General features: G+C 37.9%; 17 protein-coding genes and 3 tRNA genes. 6 read left to right on the top strand and 14 right to left on the bottom strand.

Annotated elements, in window-relative coordinates:
* Position 1: 1 nt before the first annotated feature.
* The 3 genes from AC6H22_RS07925 to AC6H22_RS07915 all read right to left on the bottom strand — a co-directional run bounded on the left by AC6H22_RS07925 (position 2) and on the right by AC6H22_RS07915 (position 309).
* Positions 2-76: transfer RNA gene (locus AC6H22_RS07925), tRNA-Gly, on the bottom strand.
* A gap of 42 nt (positions 77-118) precedes the next feature.
* A tRNA-Tyr gene (locus AC6H22_RS07920) sits at positions 119-203 on the bottom strand.
* 30 nt (positions 204-233) lie between these two features.
* Positions 234-309 (bottom strand) — tRNA-Thr (locus tag AC6H22_RS07915).
* 214 nt (positions 310-523) lie between these two features.
* Between AC6H22_RS07915 and coaA the strand changes: the two genes are divergently transcribed.
* Positions 524-1,459: a type I pantothenate kinase gene (coaA, locus tag AC6H22_RS07910; RefSeq protein ID WP_118817533.1), complete on the top strand. Its 936-nt coding sequence runs from the start codon at positions 524-526 to the stop codon at positions 1,457-1,459.
* 502 nt (positions 1,460-1,961) lie between these two features.
* On the opposite strand, the gene AC6H22_RS07905 is transcribed toward coaA, so the two are convergent.
* Positions 1,962-2,837 carry a VirK/YbjX family protein gene (locus AC6H22_RS07905; RefSeq protein WP_118817534.1) on the bottom strand — a complete coding sequence of 292 codons (876 nt, stop codon included), beginning with the start codon at positions 2,835-2,837 and terminating at the stop codon, positions 1,962-1,964.
* Between the two features lie 189 nt (positions 2,838-3,026).
* Here AC6H22_RS07905 and lon point away from each other — a divergent pair, with 189 nt between their 5' ends.
* The 4 genes from lon to serA all read left to right on the top strand — a co-directional run bounded on the left by lon (position 3,027) and on the right by serA (position 8,744).
* On the top strand, positions 3,027-5,441 hold the full coding sequence (gene lon, locus AC6H22_RS07900) for an endopeptidase La (RefSeq protein ID WP_118817535.1): 2,415 nt from the start codon (positions 3,027-3,029) through the stop codon (positions 5,439-5,441).
* Positions 5,442-5,568: 127 nt separating this feature from the next.
* Entirely contained in the window at positions 5,569-6,720 is a 1,152-nt protein-coding gene (gene hemW, locus AC6H22_RS07895) for a radical SAM family heme chaperone HemW (RefSeq protein ID WP_118817536.1), read from the top strand.
* Positions 6,721-6,822: 102 nt separating this feature from the next.
* A complete protein-coding gene (gene rpiA / locus AC6H22_RS07890) occupies positions 6,823-7,482 on the top strand; it encodes a ribose-5-phosphate isomerase RpiA (RefSeq protein WP_114892478.1) in 660 nt (219 codons plus the stop codon).
* Between the two features lie 29 nt (positions 7,483-7,511).
* Complete coding sequence (gene serA, locus AC6H22_RS07885) at positions 7,512-8,744, top strand: phosphoglycerate dehydrogenase (protein ID WP_005627097.1); 1,233 nt, start codon at positions 7,512-7,514, stop codon at positions 8,742-8,744.
* Positions 8,745-8,786: 42 nt separating this feature from the next.
* Here the strand turns inward: serA and ygfZ are convergent, their stop codons facing one another.
* Positions 8,787-9,629: a CAF17-like 4Fe-4S cluster assembly/insertion protein YgfZ gene (gene ygfZ, locus AC6H22_RS07880; protein WP_005627094.1), complete on the bottom strand. Its 843-nt coding sequence runs from the start codon at positions 9,627-9,629 to the stop codon at positions 8,787-8,789.
* A 9-nt stretch (positions 9,630-9,638) separates the two neighbouring features.
* Positions 9,639-10,502, bottom strand: a complete 864-nt coding sequence (locus AC6H22_RS07875) for a YicC/YloC family endoribonuclease (protein ID WP_046953394.1) — start codon at positions 10,500-10,502, stop codon at positions 9,639-9,641.
* Positions 10,503-10,676: 174 nt separating this feature from the next.
* Between AC6H22_RS07875 and AC6H22_RS07870 the strand changes: the two genes are divergently transcribed.
* Positions 10,677-11,879, top strand: a complete 1,203-nt coding sequence (locus AC6H22_RS07870) for an aromatic amino acid transporter (protein WP_046953393.1) — start codon at positions 10,677-10,679, stop codon at positions 11,877-11,879.
* Positions 11,880-11,917: 38 nt separating this feature from the next.
* Here AC6H22_RS07870 and AC6H22_RS07865 read toward each other — a convergent pair whose 3' ends face one another.
* From AC6H22_RS07865 to rbsA, 8 genes are all read right to left on the bottom strand, one after another.
* Positions 11,918-12,133, bottom strand: a complete 216-nt coding sequence (locus AC6H22_RS07865) for a BrnA antitoxin family protein (protein ID WP_118790889.1) — start codon at positions 12,131-12,133, stop codon at positions 11,918-11,920.
* Positions 12,133-12,336 (bottom strand): BrnT family toxin, encoded by a 204-nt coding sequence (locus AC6H22_RS07860; protein WP_239994384.1) that lies wholly within the window; start codon positions 12,334-12,336, stop codon positions 12,133-12,135. Before AC6H22_RS07860 ends, AC6H22_RS07865 begins: the two co-directional genes overlap by 1 nt.
* Before the next feature lie 224 nt (positions 12,337-12,560).
* Complete coding sequence (locus AC6H22_RS07855; protein ID WP_118775729.1) at positions 12,561-13,112, bottom strand: TIGR00645 family protein; 552 nt, start codon at positions 13,110-13,112, stop codon at positions 12,561-12,563.
* Positions 13,113-13,221: 109 nt separating this feature from the next.
* The gene (locus AC6H22_RS07850; RefSeq protein WP_118817537.1) at positions 13,222-14,226 is read right to left on the bottom strand and encodes a substrate-binding domain-containing protein; all 1,005 of its coding nucleotides are present in this window, start codon (positions 14,224-14,226) and stop codon (positions 13,222-13,224) included.
* Between the two features lie 26 nt (positions 14,227-14,252).
* A complete protein-coding gene (rbsK, locus tag AC6H22_RS07845; RefSeq protein WP_118817538.1) occupies positions 14,253-15,173 on the bottom strand; it encodes a ribokinase in 921 nt (306 codons plus the stop codon).
* A gap of 134 nt (positions 15,174-15,307) precedes the next feature.
* On the bottom strand, positions 15,308-16,186 hold the full coding sequence (rbsB, locus tag AC6H22_RS07840; RefSeq protein WP_118817539.1) for a ribose ABC transporter substrate-binding protein RbsB: 879 nt from the start codon (positions 16,184-16,186) through the stop codon (positions 15,308-15,310).
* Between the two features lie 19 nt (positions 16,187-16,205).
* On the bottom strand, positions 16,206-17,174 hold the full coding sequence (rbsC, locus tag AC6H22_RS07835) for a ribose ABC transporter permease (protein ID WP_005629198.1): 969 nt from the start codon (positions 17,172-17,174) through the stop codon (positions 16,206-16,208).
* 15 nt (positions 17,175-17,189) lie between these two features.
* On the bottom strand, positions 17,190-18,671 hold the full coding sequence (rbsA, locus tag AC6H22_RS07830) for a ribose ABC transporter ATP-binding protein RbsA (protein ID WP_032825794.1): 1,482 nt from the start codon (positions 18,669-18,671) through the stop codon (positions 17,190-17,192).
* Positions 18,672-18,681: the final 10 nt, after the last annotated feature.

Here is an 18,681-nt window from a genome sequence, read left to right as displayed (position 1 = left end):
TTGGAGCGGGCAGCGGGAATCGAACCCGCATCATTAGCTTGGAAGGCTAAGGTAATAGCCATTATACGATGCCCGCAAGTCCTAAATTCGTCTGTCCCATCAGGATTCATCTAAAAGATGGTGGAGGGAGAAGGATTCGAACCTTCGAAGGCTGAGCCAACAGATTTACAGTCTGCCCCCTTTGGCCGCTCGGGAACCCCTCCACGCTAAATGAATACTTGTGTACGAAAGAATGGTGCCGACTATCGGAATCGAACTGATGACCTACTGATTACAAGTCAGTTGCTCTACCTACTGAGCTAAGTCGGCGTGTCGTAAGCAAGTGAGGCGTATTATATGGAAAAAACTTTTCGTGACAAGTTTTTTTTCTAAAAAAATTATTTTTTTTGCGTGTTCGTTTAAATCACAAGCAAAAATGTGAATTTTTAACCAAATCTTATTAAATTTACTGAAAAATAAATGCGAACATGCTGGTTATAGAGTATATTTTTCTTCGTTTATTTAGCTATCAAATAAAATTATTGTGGAATTTTCAACTCAGCAAACACCTTTTTTAAGCTTTAATCGTGAACAATGGGCGGAATTACGTAAATCCGTTCCATTAAAATTGACAGAACAGGATCTCAAACCACTTTTAGGTTTTAATGAAGACCTTTCATTAGATGAAGTAAGTACGATTTACCTACCGTTAACTCGTCTTATTAACTATTACATTGATGAAAATTTACATCGCCAAACGGTACTACATCGTTTTTTAGGCAGAAATAATGTCAAAACACCTTACATAATTAGTATTGCTGGCAGTGTTGCCGTGGGAAAAAGTACTTCTGCACGTATTCTACAATCTCTACTTTCTCATTGGCCGACTGAAAGAAAAGTTGATCTCATCACAACAGACGGGTTTCTTTATCCATTAGAAAAACTTAAACAAGAGAATCTTTTACAAAAGAAAGGTTTTCCCGTTTCTTATGACACGCCTAAACTCATTCGCTTTTTAGCAGATGTAAAATCAGGTAAAAGTAATGTTACAGTACCGATCTACTCTCATCTAACATACGATATTATTCCCGATGAATTTGATGTGGTAGATAAACCCGACATTCTCATTTTAGAAGGATTAAATGTTCTTCAAACAGGCAATAACAAAACCAATCAAACCTTTGTGTCAGATTTTGTTGATTTCTCTATTTATGTCGATGCAGAAGAAAAATTGCTGAAAGAATGGTACATCAAACGTTTTTTAAAATTCCGAGAAAGTGCATTTAATGATCCTAATTCTTACTTTAAACATTACGCAAGTTTATCAAAAGAAGAGGCCATTACGACGGCAAGTAAAATTTGGGATGAAATTAACGGGTTAAATCTCAATCAAAACATTCTTCCAACCCGTGAGCGAGCAAATTTAATTATAAAAAAAGGTGAAAACCATCAGGTAGAGTTAGTTAAATTGAGAAAATAGCTCAAAAGCGCAGTAAAAAAATAATCTACCTCCCAAAAGTTAGGCTGTTATTTAAAGGATTGTTTTCGATATTGTATCAGACTCAATCCTTTTAATTTTAGTTGAATCCATCGGTGACTATACTAACCCAGGCTGCATCAACTATCTCCTCTCTACCTTTATTTGACGATAAGCCACAATTTGTTCTGTGCCAGCCTTGGTTTAAATATAAAATGACACAACGGGCTTTATTTAATCAGAATATTTCTTTTTAATGGCAGCTTTAAGAGCTTTATCTAGCTTAATTTGAAATTGGGAAAAGAAAATACTACGAACTAATCATACAAAGCTTAATTGCTATTTTAATGGATAAGACGTTCTTAACATTTGGATAATTTCCGTTGCTCGGCTTCCTCTTGAAGCCTGCGTCTTCTCAACGCATTTAGATAAAGCTCTTCCTATTCAAGCTACAAAATTCTCAAACATAAGCGGTCTTTTTCCCCTTTTCATTGCACTTTCTTCGTTAAAGTTGCTGAATATCCAATGCCATTTGGTCTAACATTTCATAACGTTTACGATACATAGAACGTTTTTTACTTGCGATATCTTCTAACTGTTTGCGTTCAATATCTAAAGGCAATTGCCAATAATTATTGCTATATTCCCCTTGATTCTCTTGCCAGAACTCATCGTAATTAAACAAAATCTTACTGCGCGCAGAAAGACGATATTTTCCCTGTGCTTTGTGCGGAATGCCCACTAGCTCACATTGCCATTTTTCAGTGAGCATTTTGAATGCATTGACTAACAGAAACATTGGACGCATACCGTGCAATGCTTTCGTAGCCTGTTTTACAAGTTCTTGAGCATTGCCACTTGAGGGGCCTTGAATCGAGGCGATAAGCAATTTATTCGGGCTCAAAAAAGTGAAAGAAGCATCATATACTCGCTCATTATGTTGATTACGAATATTAATAGAAAAATACCCTTCAAAGGGATCGATATGATTGATACTTAAAGATAAACGCAAATCATCAGTTAATTGTGTTAACACGATATTTTGCTGATCCAATAATTGTTGGCAAAGCGAACGTCCCATTTTTTCTTCTGCCAAACGTAAATTCTCCGTAATCGCCGTTAAACGTCCTGAAGCAGAAAAGCGTTTATCGCAAAAAGTAGTAAGAATTGTATTTATACGATAATAATCTTGTGTAAATAAAGGCTGCCATTGAGTTTCTGTATTAAGAAAATCCACTAATTGGCTACATTGCTTTTGATAGAGCCATTTATAGCCATAATAACGTAATTTTTCCCGCACTTGTTTGAGAAAAGGGCGATCCTTGGAGTAAGGATACATTTGAACGTAAGTGGGGAAAATAAAATTATTTTTCGGGAACATAACTCAATATTTTGTGAAATTTAATAAAATTGTCAGTTATTTTAGCGATTATCACTTCATTTGCCAAAATTCTTTTTTGTTTAAAACCCACTTTACAACTCAGATTTTGTTATAATCTTTTCCTTGAATTCCTTTTTCCCTACCCCAATATTTACCCAAATTATCGGAAAGAATTAAGAGAGATAAATTATGGCGAAGAATACCCAACGTACGATGCCCGTATTGCCATTACGCGATGTCGTCGTTTTCCCTTATATGGTGATGCCACTTTTTGTAGGGCGTGCAAAATCAATTAATGCCCTTGAAGAAGCGATGAACGATGATAAACAGCTTCTTTTAGTATCTCAAAGAGAGGCGGATTTGGAAGAACCAACCCCTGAAGATTTATTTGATGTGGGTACCATTGCTAACATTATTCAATTACTAAAATTACCTGATGGCACAGTAAAAGTGCTAGTTGAAGGTCAAAATCGCGCGAAAATTAACAGCCTTGAAGATGGCGAAAAGTGCTTTTCCGCAAAAATTACCCCTATCGAAACCACTTATGGTGATGAGAAAGAGTTAGATGTTGCGAAAAAAGCGGTACTTTCTGAATTCGAAAATTATCTCAACTTAAATAAAAAAATCCCTGCAGATGTATTAAATGCACTTCATCGCCTTGGTGATGCTGATCGTTTATCAGACACAATGGCGGCTCATTTACCGGTAAGTGTTCGCCATAAACAAAGCGTATTGGAACTTGCTAACGTGCAAGACCGCCTAGAATATCTGCTTGGCATGATGGAATCAGAAGCGGACATTCTTCAAGTTGAAAAACGCATTCGCGGCCGCGTAAAAAAACAAATGGAGAAAAGCCAACGTAACTATTATCTAAGCGAGCAAATTAAAGCTATTCGTAAAGAAATGGATAGTGGCGAAAATGAAGACACGATTGATGAAGTTGAGCAACTTCGTCAAAAGGTTGAAGCGGCAGGTATGCCAGCAGATGTGCGTGACAAAGTGGAAAGTGAGTTACAAAAACTCAAAATGATGTCAGCTATGTCTTCTGAAGCGACCGTTGTTCGTAGCTATATTGAATGGATGATCCAAGTGCCTTGGCATCAACGTTCTAAAGTGAAAAAAGACATTTCAAAAGCACAACAAGTATTAGATGCCGATCACTATGGCTTAGAACGAGTGAAAGAACGTATTCTTGAATATCTTGCAGTACAAGCACGTTTAAACAAAGTGAAAGGACCCATTCTTTGCTTAGTCGGCCCTCCAGGCGTAGGTAAAACCTCTCTTGGTCAATCTATTGCCAATGCCACTGGTCGTAAATATGTGCGCATGGCATTAGGCGGTGTTCGCGATGAGGCTGAAATCCGTGGTCACCGTAAAACCTATATTGGTGCATTGCCAGGTAAATTAATTCAAAAGATGGCAAAAGTGGGGGTGAAAAATCCATTATTCTTGCTTGATGAAATTGACAAAATGGCATCCGATATGCGAGGTGATCCAGCATCAGCATTGCTTGAAGTACTCGACCCTGAGCAAAACACCACCTTTAACGATCACTATTTAGAAGTGGATTATGATCTTTCTGATGTAATGTTTGTCGCAACATCAAACTCTATGAATATTCCAGGTCCATTATTGGATCGTATGGAAGTTATTCGTCTTTCTGGTTACACAGAAGATGAAAAACTTAATATCGCGATGCGTCATTTGTTAGCGAAACAAATTGAACGTAATGGTTTAAAGAAAGGCGAGCTTACTGTCGAAGAAAGTGCAATTTTAGATATTATTCGCTATTACACTCGTGAAGCGGGTGTTCGTGGATTAGAACGTGAAATTTCAAAAATCTGCCGTAAAGCAGTGAAAAATTTATTAGTAAATCCAAAACTTGGATCTATCACGGTAAATTCAGATAATCTGCACGATTATCTTGGTGTCAAACGCTTTGAATTTGGCAAAGCCGACACACAAAATCGCATTGGTGAAGTGACAGGTCTAGCTTGGACAGAAGTGGGTGGCGATTTACTCACTATTGAAACCGCCTCCGTTGTCGGTAAAGGAAAACTCACTTTCACAGGTTCATTAGGCGATGTGATGAAAGAATCCATCCAAGCAGCTATGACCGTTGTGCGCGCTCGTGCGGATAAACTTGGTATTAATTCTGAGTTCCATGAAAAACGCGACATTCACATTCACGTACCAGATGGTGCGACACCAAAAGATGGTCCGAGTGCCGGTATTGCAATGTGTACTGCATTAGTTTCTTGTTTAACAGGTAATCCTGTGCGTGCGGATGTAGCCATGACAGGTGAAATCAGTTTACGCGGTAAAGTACTACCAATCGGTGGATTAAAAGAAAAACTTCTTGCGGCACATCGAGGTGGAATTAAAACCGTATTAATTCCAAAAGAGAACGTTAAAGATCTCGAAGAAATTCCAGAAAACGTAAAACAAAATCTTGCGATTCATGCAGTAGAAACCATTGATGAAGTACTTGGCCTTGCCTTGGAAAATCCGCCTGAAGGCATTGAGTTTGTCAAAGTTGAAGCTAAAGCGGCAAAATCACCACGCCGTAAAGCGACCACTAAGGCAACAAGAGCGGTCAATTAATTGAACGTTTTAGGGCTTGTGAAAACAGGCCCTTTTTATCAATCTTCGCTATACGATTTAATCTTTACACAACATTGATTTGTACTTTTTCTAACTGTTCTCACATTTAAAACTTGTAAATAACAGCATGCTCAAACTTCCTCCACTTTCCCTTTATATACACATTCCATGGTGCGTTCAAAAATGCCCTTATTGTGATTTTAATTCGCACGCACAAAAAGGCGATATACCAGAACAAGGCTATATTCATCACCTTTTGCAAGATCTGCAGACCGATTTACATCGCTTTAACGATTCTATTCAACAACGAAAACTCCATTCAATTTTTATTGGTGGCGGTACGCCAAGTTTGTTCTCGGCAGAAAGTATTGAGTATCTCTTAAAAGAAATAAAAAAGCAGATTGATTTTGAAGATAATATTGAAATCACATTAGAGGCTAATCCTGGCACAGTAGAATCTGAACGCTTTGAAGGTTATGTATCAGCAGGCATTACGCGAATTTCTATGGGAATTCAAAGTTTCAATGATGACAAATTACAGCGTCTTGGGCGGATTCATAATGCAGCAGAGGCAAAAAGTGCGGTCAATTTAGCGAAAGTTTCTGGGCTAAAAAGTTTCAATTTAGATTTAATGCATGGTTTGCCGAACCAAACGTTAGAAGAGGCCTTAGATGATCTTCGCCAAGCTATTGAGCTATCTCCTCCTCACCTTTCTTGGTATCAGCTTACTATTGAGCCAAATACGATGTTTGCTTACCGCCCACCTAAATTACCAGATGATGATGAACTTTGGGATATTTTTGAGCAAGGCCACCAACTTTTAACCACAGCGGGCTACCAGCAATATGAAACATCCGCCTATGTAAAAGCTGGTTTTCAATGTAAACATAATTTGAATTATTGGCGGTTTGGGGATTATTTAGCCATTGGCTGTGGCGCACATGGGAAACTGACCTTCCCTAATGGCGAAATTACCCGCTTTTCTAAAACCAAGCACCCGAAAGGTTATTTGCGTGGCGAATATCTTTACGAAGAAAAAAACGTGCCAGAAATTGACCGCCCTTTTGAGTTTTTTATGAATCGCTTTCGTTTGTTAGAAGCGGTACCCAAACAAGAATTTGAAGATTACACAGGTTTATCGAAAAGTGCGGTAAAAAATCAAATTGATTTTGCCATTCAACAAAACTATATTGTGGAAAACGCTGATTCTTGGCAAATCACTGAGCATGGCAAGTTATTTCTCAATGAACTATTGGCATTATTTTTAACGGAATCATAGTTCATCCGTTAAACCTCTCATTGCTGAAAAATTACACTTGTTTATTCAATACTCTCGTAATAAAGTAATGCAATCGTTTACTTATTAAAATAAGGAAAAGAAATGAATCAATTAGAAATGAAAAGACTCGCTGCACAAGCCGCATTACAATATGTAAAAGCAGATACGATTGTTGGGGTGGGAAGCGGCTCCACGGTGAACTGCTTTATTGAGGCTTTGGGTACAATCAAAGATAAAATTCAAGGCGCCGTTGCAGCTTCAAAAGCATCAGAAGAATTATTACGTAAACAAGGTATCGAAGTATTTAATGCAAATGATGTCTCGAGCTTAGATATTTATGTGGATGGTGCAGATGAAATCAATCCACAAAAAATGATGATTAAAGGTGGCGGTGCAGCGCTCACTCGTGAAAAAATCGTCGCTGCATTAGCAAAAAAATTTATTTGTATTGTGGATTCGAGTAAACAAGTGGATGTATTGGGTTCAACCTTCCCATTACCAGTTGAAGTTATTCCAATGGCTCGTTCACAAGTAGGCAGAAAATTAGCCGCACTTGGTGGTGCGCCTGAATATCGTGAAGGCGTGGTGACTGACAACGGCAATGTGATTTTAGATGTGCACAACTTCACTATTTTAAATCCAGTCGAAATGGAAAAAGAATTAAACAACGTTGCAGGTGTCGTCACTAACGGGATATTCGCGTTACGTGGCGCAGACGTTGTGATCGTCGGGACGCCTGAAGGCGCAAAAATTATTGACTAATTCATAATAAAAATCATAAGGAAGCAAACATGACAAACAAAGTCTCTCTAGACAAATCAAAAATCAAATTTGTATTGTTTGAAGGTGTGCATCAAAGCGCACTTGATACGCTCCATGCAGCAGGCTATACCAATATTGATTACTATAAAAAAGCGCTAGATGGTGATGAATTAAAAGAGGCCATTAAAGATGCACACTTTATCGGCTTGCGTTCTCGCACCCATTTAACGGCAGAAATGATTGAGGCCGCACCCAAATTAATCGCAGTGGGATGTTTCTGTATTGGTACCAACCAAGTGGATTTAAACGCAGCAAAAGCGCGTGGAATCCCTGTATTTAATGCCCCATTCTCAAACACTCGCTCCGTTGCAGAACTTGTATTAGGTGAGATTTTATTACTTATGCGCAATGTGCCACAGGCTAATGCCGAAGTACATCGTGGCGTCTGGAATAAATCAGCGACGGGATCTCATGAAGTGCGGGGTAAAAAATTGGGCATTATTGGTTACGGCCACATTGGTTCACAATTAAGTATTATTGCGGAATCATTAGGTATGGATGTACATTTCTACGATATCGAAAATAAACTTCCGCTCGGTAATGCCAAACAGGTTCGTAGCCTTGAGGAATTACTCAGTTCTTGCGATGTAGTTTCATTACATGTTCCAGAGTTACCATCTACCAAAAACTTAATGAACGCTGAGCGTATCGCACAATTAAAACAAGGTGCAATTTTGATCAATGCCGCGCGGGGCACAGTGGTAGATATTGATGCGCTCGCTCAAGCCTTAAAAGACGGGAAAATTCACGGTGCCGCCATTGATGTATTCCCAATTGAACCTGCGTCAATTAATGAAGAATTTGTCTCACCGCTACGCGAATTTGATAATGTGATTTTAACTCCACATATCGGCGGTTCAACAGCAGAAGCACAGGAAAATATCGGTTTTGAAGTAGCAGGCAAATTTGTTAAATATTCAGACAATGGTTCAACGCTTTCTTCCGTCAACTTCCCTGAAGTATCTTTACCAGAGCATGAAGGAACAAAACGCTTATTGCATATTCACGAAAATCGTCCTGGTATATTGAATAAACTGAACCAAATTTTCGTCGAAGCCAACCTCAATATTGCCGCGCAATATTTACAAACTGACCCGAAAATTGGTTATGTTGTCGTAGATGTAGAAACGAATGATGCATCGCCATTACTGGCGAAATTGAAGGAAATCGATGGCACAATTCGTGCGCGAGTACTTTATTAGATAGAAAAAAGATCAGGTTAATACCTGATCTTTTTTACTTTATTATTCAGTAATCGAATAAGGTAATTGCACTCGCTCTAACAATATTTCACTATTCGGCAATCTAAATTGTTGTTCCGAATCAATGTCGTTATTCATCACAACTTGCAACCATAAAACACCGTCTAAATTGACCGCACTTGTAATCGCGCCTGTTTTTCGCCAATTTGATTCAATCTGCATTTCAATTTCACTACCAATTTCCACTTCCTGCTGGGTTTGTACTTTAAAGACAAACGTTGCGCGTTTATTCGCACCACGATATTTCGCACGAGCTACCGTTTCTTGTCCAATATAGCAACCTTTAGTAAAAGAAATGGCTTGCTCAATAGCCTGTAAATTTAGCGCCTGTGGAATAAATTCATTTTGCGTTTGTGGGCTTAAATTTGGCAATCCCGCTTGAATATCGGCTACATCCCAAATTTTTTCATCGCCATTAAAATTCACGGGCAATTCGGTTTCATTCAATAAAATTGAACGCTGTCCATCAATTTCCCATGAAAAATGCGGTGTGATTTTTCCACATTTTTCACCTATCACGCCAATGATTTGCCAATCACGTAAATCAAAACTGACTTTTGAAAATACCGCATATTTTTTCAAAGCATCCAGCCCACTTGGCAAAAGATCTTTCTTAATGAGCAAAAAGAATTGTTCGCTACTTACTTTAAACAAACGGTAAATTGCATTCATTTTACCTTTTGGATCGCAGTGAGCAGTAAGTGTTGTTGCTCCACTTGCTAATCGCACAACATCCGTCGTTAACTGCCCTTGCAAATATTTTTCTGCATCCGCACCATGTGCCTCAATCAGTTGATATTGAGTAAGAGAAATAAATTGAGACATTCTACTTTCCTATTCTAAATTCTGGATTTGCTCACGCATTTGTTCAATAAGCACTTTCAGCTCAACTGCAGAAGCCGTGATATCCGCATTAATGGATTTAGATGCAAGCGTATTCGATTCACGATTCAACTCTTGCATCATAAAATCTAATTTACGGCCAACTGCACCACCTTTTTTCAAAATATTAGTGGTTTCTTTCACGTGCATTTGTAAACGATCGAGCTCTTCCGCCACATCAACGCGTTGAGCGAGTAAAATCATTTCTTGTTCCACACGTTGCGGATCAAGATTAATTTGAGCATCTTCAAAACGTTGCAATAAACGTTCACGTTGCCATTGTAAAACTGCCGGCATTTGTGACCGTACTTTATCCGCTTCCACAGCAATGGCATCCAAGCGTTGTTGAATAATATCGTTAAGTTTTTCGCCTTCACGACCACGCATTGCAATAAAATCTGTCAGTAAATTATCAAAGGCCGTCAATAAATCTTGACTAATCGCATCTAAGTCTTGCTCTTGCGCTTCCACCACACCGGGATAACGCAACACGTCTGTCAAATTAATTTCACCTTCTCCAGCTTGAGTTTTAATCCATTGCAAAGACTTAATCACTTGATTCGCAAGCTCTTTATTTAAATTCAATTCAGCATTTGTTTGTTTTTTTGTTTCAATGCGCAAAGAACATTCAATTTTACCGCGAGTAAGACTTTGACGAAGTTTCTCACGTAACGTGTTTTCTAATCCTCGAAATTGCTCTGGCAAACGGAAAAAGTTTTCTAAATAACGTTGGTTAACGGAACGAATTTCCCATACTGCATCGCCCCAATCTTTTTTCACTTCAAGGCGTGCAAAAGCGGTCATACTGTAAATCATAAGCTCTCCTATTTTGTCTTAGTTGATTCGCTAAGTATTGTAACGAGATGAACACAGAAAGGGAAAAGAAAAGTGCGGTAAATAATAAAGATATTTTGTATTCTGTTGTTTACACACTGTAAATTTTAAAATACAATCACCGTAAATTTATTATTACACAATAAGGAAGCAAACATGAACAAAACTGTAGGCAGCACACTTCTCGTTGCCGGTACGATGATTGGCGCGGGAATGTTGGCAATGCCACTCACTTCCGCTGGTATCGGATTCGGCTTTACTTTAGTCTTATTATTAGGGCTTTGGGCATTATTAACTTTTAGCGCTCTTTTATTCGTTGAACTCTATCAAACTGCGGAAAGTGATGCGGGCATCGGCACACTCGCTGAGCAATATTTTGGTAAAGCAGGACGCATTATTGCCACGGCAGTACTAATTATTTTCTTATACGCATTAATTGCCGCTTATATCAGCGGTGGCGGTTCACTACTAAAAGATTTATTACCAGAAAGTTTTGGTGATAAAGTTAGCATCTTATTATTTACCGTAATTTTCGGTTCATTTATCGTCATCGGTACACATAGCGTAGATAAAATTAATCGTGTGTTATTTTTTGTGATGCTTGCGGCCTTTGCCGTGGTGTTAAGCTTAATGTTGCCAGAAATCAAATTTGATAACTTAATGGCGACGCCAATTGATAACGCTTTAATTATCTCTGCAAGCCCTGTCTTTTTCACGGCATTTGGTTTCCACGGTTCTATTCCAAGTTTAAATAAATACTTAGGCGGTAACGTAAAAGCATTACGCATTTCTATTCTGGCGGGTTCAGCAATTACCCTTTTCGCTTATATTTTATGGCAAATGTCGACGCACGGCTTGCTCACACAAAATGAGTTCTTACAAATTTTAAAAGAAGATGCCACCTTAAATGGCTTAGTAAAAGCAACGCTTGCTATCACTGGCAGTAACATGATCGCAGGTGCGGTAAAATTATTCTCAACTTTGGCGCTGGTTACTTCTTTCTTGGGCGTAGGGCTTGGATTGTTGGAATGTATCGAAGATTTATTAAAACGATCTTTTAATATTTCTGCAGGGCGCATCTCACTTGGCTTAATGACGTTCATTCCACCACTCGTCTTTGCGCTTTTCTATCCTGAAGGTTTTATTTTAGCGCTAGGCTACGCAGGTCAAATGTTTGCATTCTATGCCGTAGTATTGCCAGTTAGCCTTGTTTGGAAAGCTCGTCGAACTCACACCAATTTGCCATACAAAGTATGGGGAGGAAATATGACTTTAATTATCGTATTGGTATTAGGCGTAATCATTACATCCATTCCATTTGCGATTCGTGCCGGTTACTTGCCATTTGTGGTGGGCTAATAATATAAAAACACCGTTCAATTTTGAACGGTGTTTTTTTAACGCCAAATCATATTTAGTTTACGATGATTTATTGCGCAATCTTTTAAATAAGCATTAATTAAAGTTTGATAAGGAATACCTACCTCTTTAGATAATGCCTTAAAGTAATCAACCGCATCATCGTCTAAACGAATTGTCACCATTTTTTTTGCTTTCAATTGTCCCGCATAAGGGTTACGAATCCCCTGAGAAAAATCATATTCATCTTTCATCATAAATTCTCCTTATATTGTTTGCTTTCATAAATAGTTGCTAAGCGAGCTGAAATAATCCGAATATTCTCATCTCGTTCACAATGAACAACCACAAGTGTATTATTTTTTTCACTACGTCCTAACAATAAAAAACGTTCTTCATAAAAAGAATGCTCTGGATCGGGTATTAACAATGCATAATCATCATAAAATACTGTCATCGCCTTCTTCAAAGCTTATTACCATGTTTAATTTTATTGAGTTATGCTTTATTACGATCCCATTCAAACCCATTTAGCATAAGTATTATTCAATATTAAAATGTCAATATATTATATTTATAATTTGATGGAAAAACAAACAACATATAAGTTATCATTACCAAACATTAACAAAAAAACGCTAAGATTTTTATTTTTAGTGCCTTAAAAAATGCGGTAAATTTTTAATGCGTTTTATGGCTTGTGCTATACAAAATTTTGTCCGTATAAGCCAAAGCAATTGCCGACACCAAAAAGCCTAAATGCAATAATAACTGCCACATCATCGTTTTTTCTGGCGTATTGCTCGCGTTCACAAAGGTTTGCAGCATATGGATAGATGAAATGCCGATAATAGACATAGAAAGTTTAACTTTCAACACAGTTGCATTTACATGGCTCATCCATTCAGGCTGATCGGGGTGATTACGCGTACGCAATTTGGATACAAAAATTTCATAGCCACCGATAGTCACCATCACAAGCAAGTTTGCGATCATCACGACATCAATCAAATTCAACACGCCTAACATAATTGTGTTGGAATCCATATCATTTACATTAATCACTAACTCCCATAAGCCTTTGATAAATTTATAAGAGTAGATTGCAAGGGTTACAATCAAGCCCAAATAAATCGGCACTTGCAACCAGCGACTAGCAAAAATTATTTTCGCGATAATATTCGATTGTTCGTTATATTTCGCATAAGGATCAACAGGTTTGTTTTCTTCCATTCGATTTTATTCCTAAATTAAATAGTGGGTTAAATAAACAAAAAAACCGCAAGAAAATAGCAGTTTTTTTGAAAATAGCAATAAAGAAATCGAGTTATTCTTATTTTATTTATACATTTGAAGGGGAAGAAATTGATTCTCTCAAAATACAGGTCGGCTCTAACACTAAAGTGCGGTAATTTTCATTGGGTTCTTGTATACGTTGCAATAAAGTCTCAACAGCAAGCTTACCTAATTCAGCTTTAGGTTGACTGATTGTAGATAAAGAAGGGAAAAGATAACGAGCTAATTCAATATCATCGTATCCCATGATAGAAATATCTTGCGGAATACGTAAACCTTGATTCTGAATTGCCTGATAGGCGCCAATAGCAATAGTATCGCTACAACAGAAAATAGCCGTCGGTCTATCTGATAACGAAAGCAGTTTTTGCGCCCCAACTATCCCACCTTCAAAATCAAAATGACTTTCTACAATCCAATCAGGATTTAAAACTATATTAGCTTCAGACAAAGCTTTCTTATATCCCTGCAAACGATTTTTAGCTACTGACTTTCTGAGATTACCCGTAATAATGCCAATTTTCTGGTGTCCCGCATCAACCATAGATTTCGTTGCAAGATAACCACCACGTTCTGAGTTCTCTAAAATCTTGTCTGCATTTAACTCGGTAAACCACCAATCCATCACAACTAAAGGCAAAGATACTGTAAGCTCCATATCTGCTTGAAAACGACTATCTCCGCACATCAGTAATATACCATCTACTTGTTTACGTATTAAGGTTTGTAGATTTTGCTGTAAACGCTTGGCATCCCCACCCGTTGTAGCAATAATAAGATTATATTGATTTTTCTGACAATATTGCTCCACTCCAGCCATAACTTCAGAGAAAAAAGGATTATTAGTCGCTGTAACAAGCAACCCTATCGTTTTTGTCGTTTTTACCTTTAAACTACGAGCTATATAAGAAGGCGTATAATTAAGTTCAACAACTATACGCATTACCTTCTGTCGAATTTCGTCACTGACAAAACGAGATCCATTAATCACATGAGAAACAGTAGACGTAGATACTTGTGCCAATCGAGCAATATCTTTCATTGTTGCCATAAAATACCTAAAAAATTGACTGCACTTTAAACATGAGCCAGAAATTCTAATGTTTCTTGACGAGTAGGAATAGATGGTTGAGCTCCTTTACGTGTTACACTAATCGCTGCAGCGGCCTGACCAAATCTAACGGCATTTTCAAAGGATTGCCCCTCTAGCAAGGCTGTAACAAATCCACCATTAAATGTGTCACCAGCAGCCGTTGTATCTACCGCTTTTACACGGAAACCGTTAATTATACGAGTTTCACCATTTTGGCTAACAAACACACCTTTCTCACCTAATGTAATCATGACGCAATCAATTCCTTTTTTATGGAAAACTTGCGCAGCTTCCACCGCACTTTGTTCATCACTCACTCGTACACCAGTAAGGATTTCAGCTTCTGTTTCATTTGGTGTAATGATATCAATCATACTTAATAATGTATCCGATAAATCTCTCGCAGGAGCAGGATTTAGTACGACTTTCACACCATTTTCTTGAGCAATTTTTGCAGCAAGCTCCACACCTGAAATAGGCGTTTCTAACTGCATTAATAAATAATTAGATTGAGCAATTTTTGCTTCACTATGTTGCACCAATTTTTCATCTAAATGTGCATTTGCTCCACGAGCTAATACAATGCTATTTTCACCTGATTGAGCTACTTGAATAAATGCCATTCCCGTCATTTCTTGAGAAATAGAATGAATATTTGTCGTATCAATCCCCTCTTGTGAAAATGCATTTTTCATTGTTTCGCCTATAACATCGGAGCCAACACATCCAATAAACTCTACATTTGCCCCTAACCGAGCAGCAGCCACCGCCTGATTTGCACCTTTTCCACCATAGACAAGCTGGTAATTATCACCAGTTAATGTTTCACCAGGCTTAGAAAAATAAGGAACAGAAATCACATGATCAGCATTAATACTGCCAAGAACGATGAGTTTTTTGTTCATGTTAAACTCCTTGAACAATTAAAATTTGTCTTTATAAATTAAAAGAGACATGGTTCTGAAGAAACTGGAACTCCCCCTGCCATTAATGTAGTCTGTCGCATATAAGAAAGGGGGAGATAAAAGTGATGCAATAACTATTCACTAATTACTTTTAAATCTACTGGGATTTTTGATTCCACTTTTTCGCCTTTTAAGATTTTATCAGCTGTAACAACCCCCAATGAACCAATAAGATCAGGTTGTTGTGCAATAGTTGCAGCCATTTTTCCACCTTTCACCGCTTTAACACCATCATCTGTACCATCAAATCCCACAACAAGGACTTTTTTGTTAGATGCTTTAATTGCACGTAATGCACCTAATGCCATCTCATCATTTTGAGCAAAAATAGCCTGTACATCTCCTTTTGAGGCAAGTAAATTTTCCGTTACATTCAAACCTTTTGTACGATCAAAATCCGCAGGCTGACTAGCTAATACATTAAACTTATGTGCAGTTATGGCTTGTTTAAAACCTTCACCTCGTTCACGCGCTGCAGATGTACCCGCAATACCTTCAAGTTGGATAACCTTAGCTCCATCACCTAATTTTTGCGCAATGAAATCCCCAGCCATTTTTCCGCCTGCTATATTGTCAGATGCGATATGGCTTACTACTTTTCCTTTAGCTGCACCACGATCTAATGTAATAACTGGAATATGATTACGGTTTGCAATCGCCACTGCATTGCCAACAGCTTCAGAATCAGTTGGATTGATCAATAGCACTTTTGCACCACGCACTGTTAAATCTTCAACATTAGCAAGTTCTTTAGCTGGGTCATTTTGTGAATCAAGCACGACTAATTTATAACCTAATTCATCAGCCTTTTTCTGGGCACCATCTTTCAATGTGACAAAAAATGGATTATCTAATGTCGACACGACTAAAGCGATCGTGTCTTGTGCAGATGCTGAACCAGTAACAGCCAAACCTAATAATACAGCAGAAGTAAGAGCGGTTAGTTTTTTCATAATTTCTCCTTGAAGTGAATTACAGTTTTTTCGTACCAAGATAGTTATCGGCTAAAACGGCAACCAAAATAACCAACGCTTTTGCTATCATCTGATAGTAAGATGAAATATCTAATAAATTTAATGCATTGTTTAAAAATCCAATGATTAATGCACCGATGAGAGTTCCCATTACACGACCTTTTCCCCCCATCAAACTGGTTCCCCCTACAACAACAGCAGCAATAGCATCCAATTCATAAGATACACCAGCAGTCGGTTGTGCTGAAGATAAACGTGAAGTAACAATTAAACCTGCTAATGCAGAAAGAAAACCACTGACAGCAAAAACAAATACTTTGATTTTATTGACGTTAATACCAGAAAGTTGGGTCGCAGCCTCATTTCCACCTAAAGCATAAATATAGCGACCGATTGGTGTGTGTTTCAAAATATACCAAGCCACTGCAAACACAGCGCTCATAATCCAAATTGGTACTGGAATACCTAAGAAATATCCAGTACCAATACCAGCAAATATATCCGCATTATCAGAAAAACCTGTCGTAATAGGACGACCATCTGTATAAACCATTGTTATACCTCGCAGTAAGGTCATAGTGACTAAGGTAGCAATAAAAGCCTGAACTTTTCCTTTTGCAACAATTACGCCACTTACACCACCAAGAAGTGTTCCAATCAATAAAACAACAGGAATGACTAAAAAAATAGGCAATTCAATACTTACCATTGAGGCTGCAATAGCGCCAGTCAATGCCAATACAGATCCAACAGAAAGATCTATTCCCGCAATTAAGATAACAAAGGTCATCCCAACAGCAATAATCGCATTAACTGAAGTTTGACGTAAAATATTCAAAATATTATCTACGCTAAAAAAATCAGGATTAATCACTGATACAATTGCAATAAGAATAATCAACGCAATAAAAGAACGCTGTTCAACCAAAAATCTTCCTATTTGAAAATTAGATGTTTCATTTTTCATCATACTTACCTACTCTTATTTACCAATAGCTGCTGCTAATAACTTTTCTTGTGTAGCCTCTTCACGAGAAAATTCTGCACTAATTTTACCTTCACGCATTACCAACACTCGATCACTCATACCAAGCACCTCAGGCATATCCGATGAAATCATCAAAATACTCAAACCATCCTTCTTAAACTCATTAATAAGTTGGTAAATTTCCTTCTTAGCACCAACATCTACACCACGAGTAGGTTCATCTAAAATCAACACATTTGGGCGAGTCATTAATCCACGAGCAATTGCCACTTTTTGTTGATTTCCACCAGACAGTAAACCCACCTGTTGATCACGACTAGGAGTCTTAATATTAAACATCAAAATAAAATCATCTACTGCCATTTTTTCTGCTTGATGACGAATATTGCCTCTGTTAGAAAAATGATCGAGAGATGTCAGCGACATATTTTCTTTTACCGACATTCCTAAAATTAAACCATCACCTTTACGATCTTCGGATATATACACAATGCCATTATCTAAACCATCTTGAGGAGTGTGATTCTCAATATCCTGATTTTTTAACCGCACTTTACCGATTGTTTTTGGTAATGCGCCGTAAAGTAACTTTCCAAGCTCAGTTCTTCCTGCGCCCATTAAACCGGAAACGCCCACAATCTCGCCAGCAGAAAGCGTAAATGAAACATCATCAATACCACTACCACTCAGATGCTCCACACTCAACACACATTCACCTTTTTTTCGTGCCAAGTGTGGATATTGTTCATCTAAGCGACGCCCTACCATCATTTCAATTAAATCGTCTTCAACAATATCAGCTACTATACGCTCACCAATGAATTGCCCATCTCTCAGAACCGTTACATCATCGCAAATCTGAAAAATTTCTTTTAAACGATGGGAAATATAAACAATGCCACGATTTTCAGCTTTAAGTTCACGAATAACATTAAATAAAGACTCTGTTTCAGTATCGGTTAATGCATCCGTTGGTTCATCCATAATGATTACTTGAGATTCAAAACTTAGTGCTTTTGCAATCTCAACCATCTGCTGTTCACCAATAGAAAGTTCTGAGCATAATTTTTTACTACTATGGGTTACACCTAAACGAGCTAACAGTTTATCTGCCTCTGTATACATTTTTTGCCAATTAATTGCCCCCCACGAGGTTTTAAATTCACGACCAAGGAAAATGTTTTCAGCAATAGTGAGATTGCCGACCAAATTCAGCTCTTGGTGAATAATACTAATACCCGCCTCTTGTGATTCTTTTGGGCCTTTAAAGGTCACTTCCTTACTGAGATACTCAATGGTGCCAGCATCTTTAGAATAAATACCAGTAAGCACCTTCATCAAAGTCGATTTACCTGCACCATTTTCCCCCATCAATGCCATAACTCGACCAGAATAAACTGATAAACAGGCATTACTTAAAGCCTTCACGCCAGGGAAAGATTTATCAATACCAGAAATTTTAAGTAAGGTTTCCATAATTTCACCT

This window comes from Haemophilus sp. THUN1690 (genome assembly GCF_059704375.1).
Note: the sequence above shows the minus strand (reverse complement) of the source record. Positions and strands in the feature narration are given on the sequence as shown.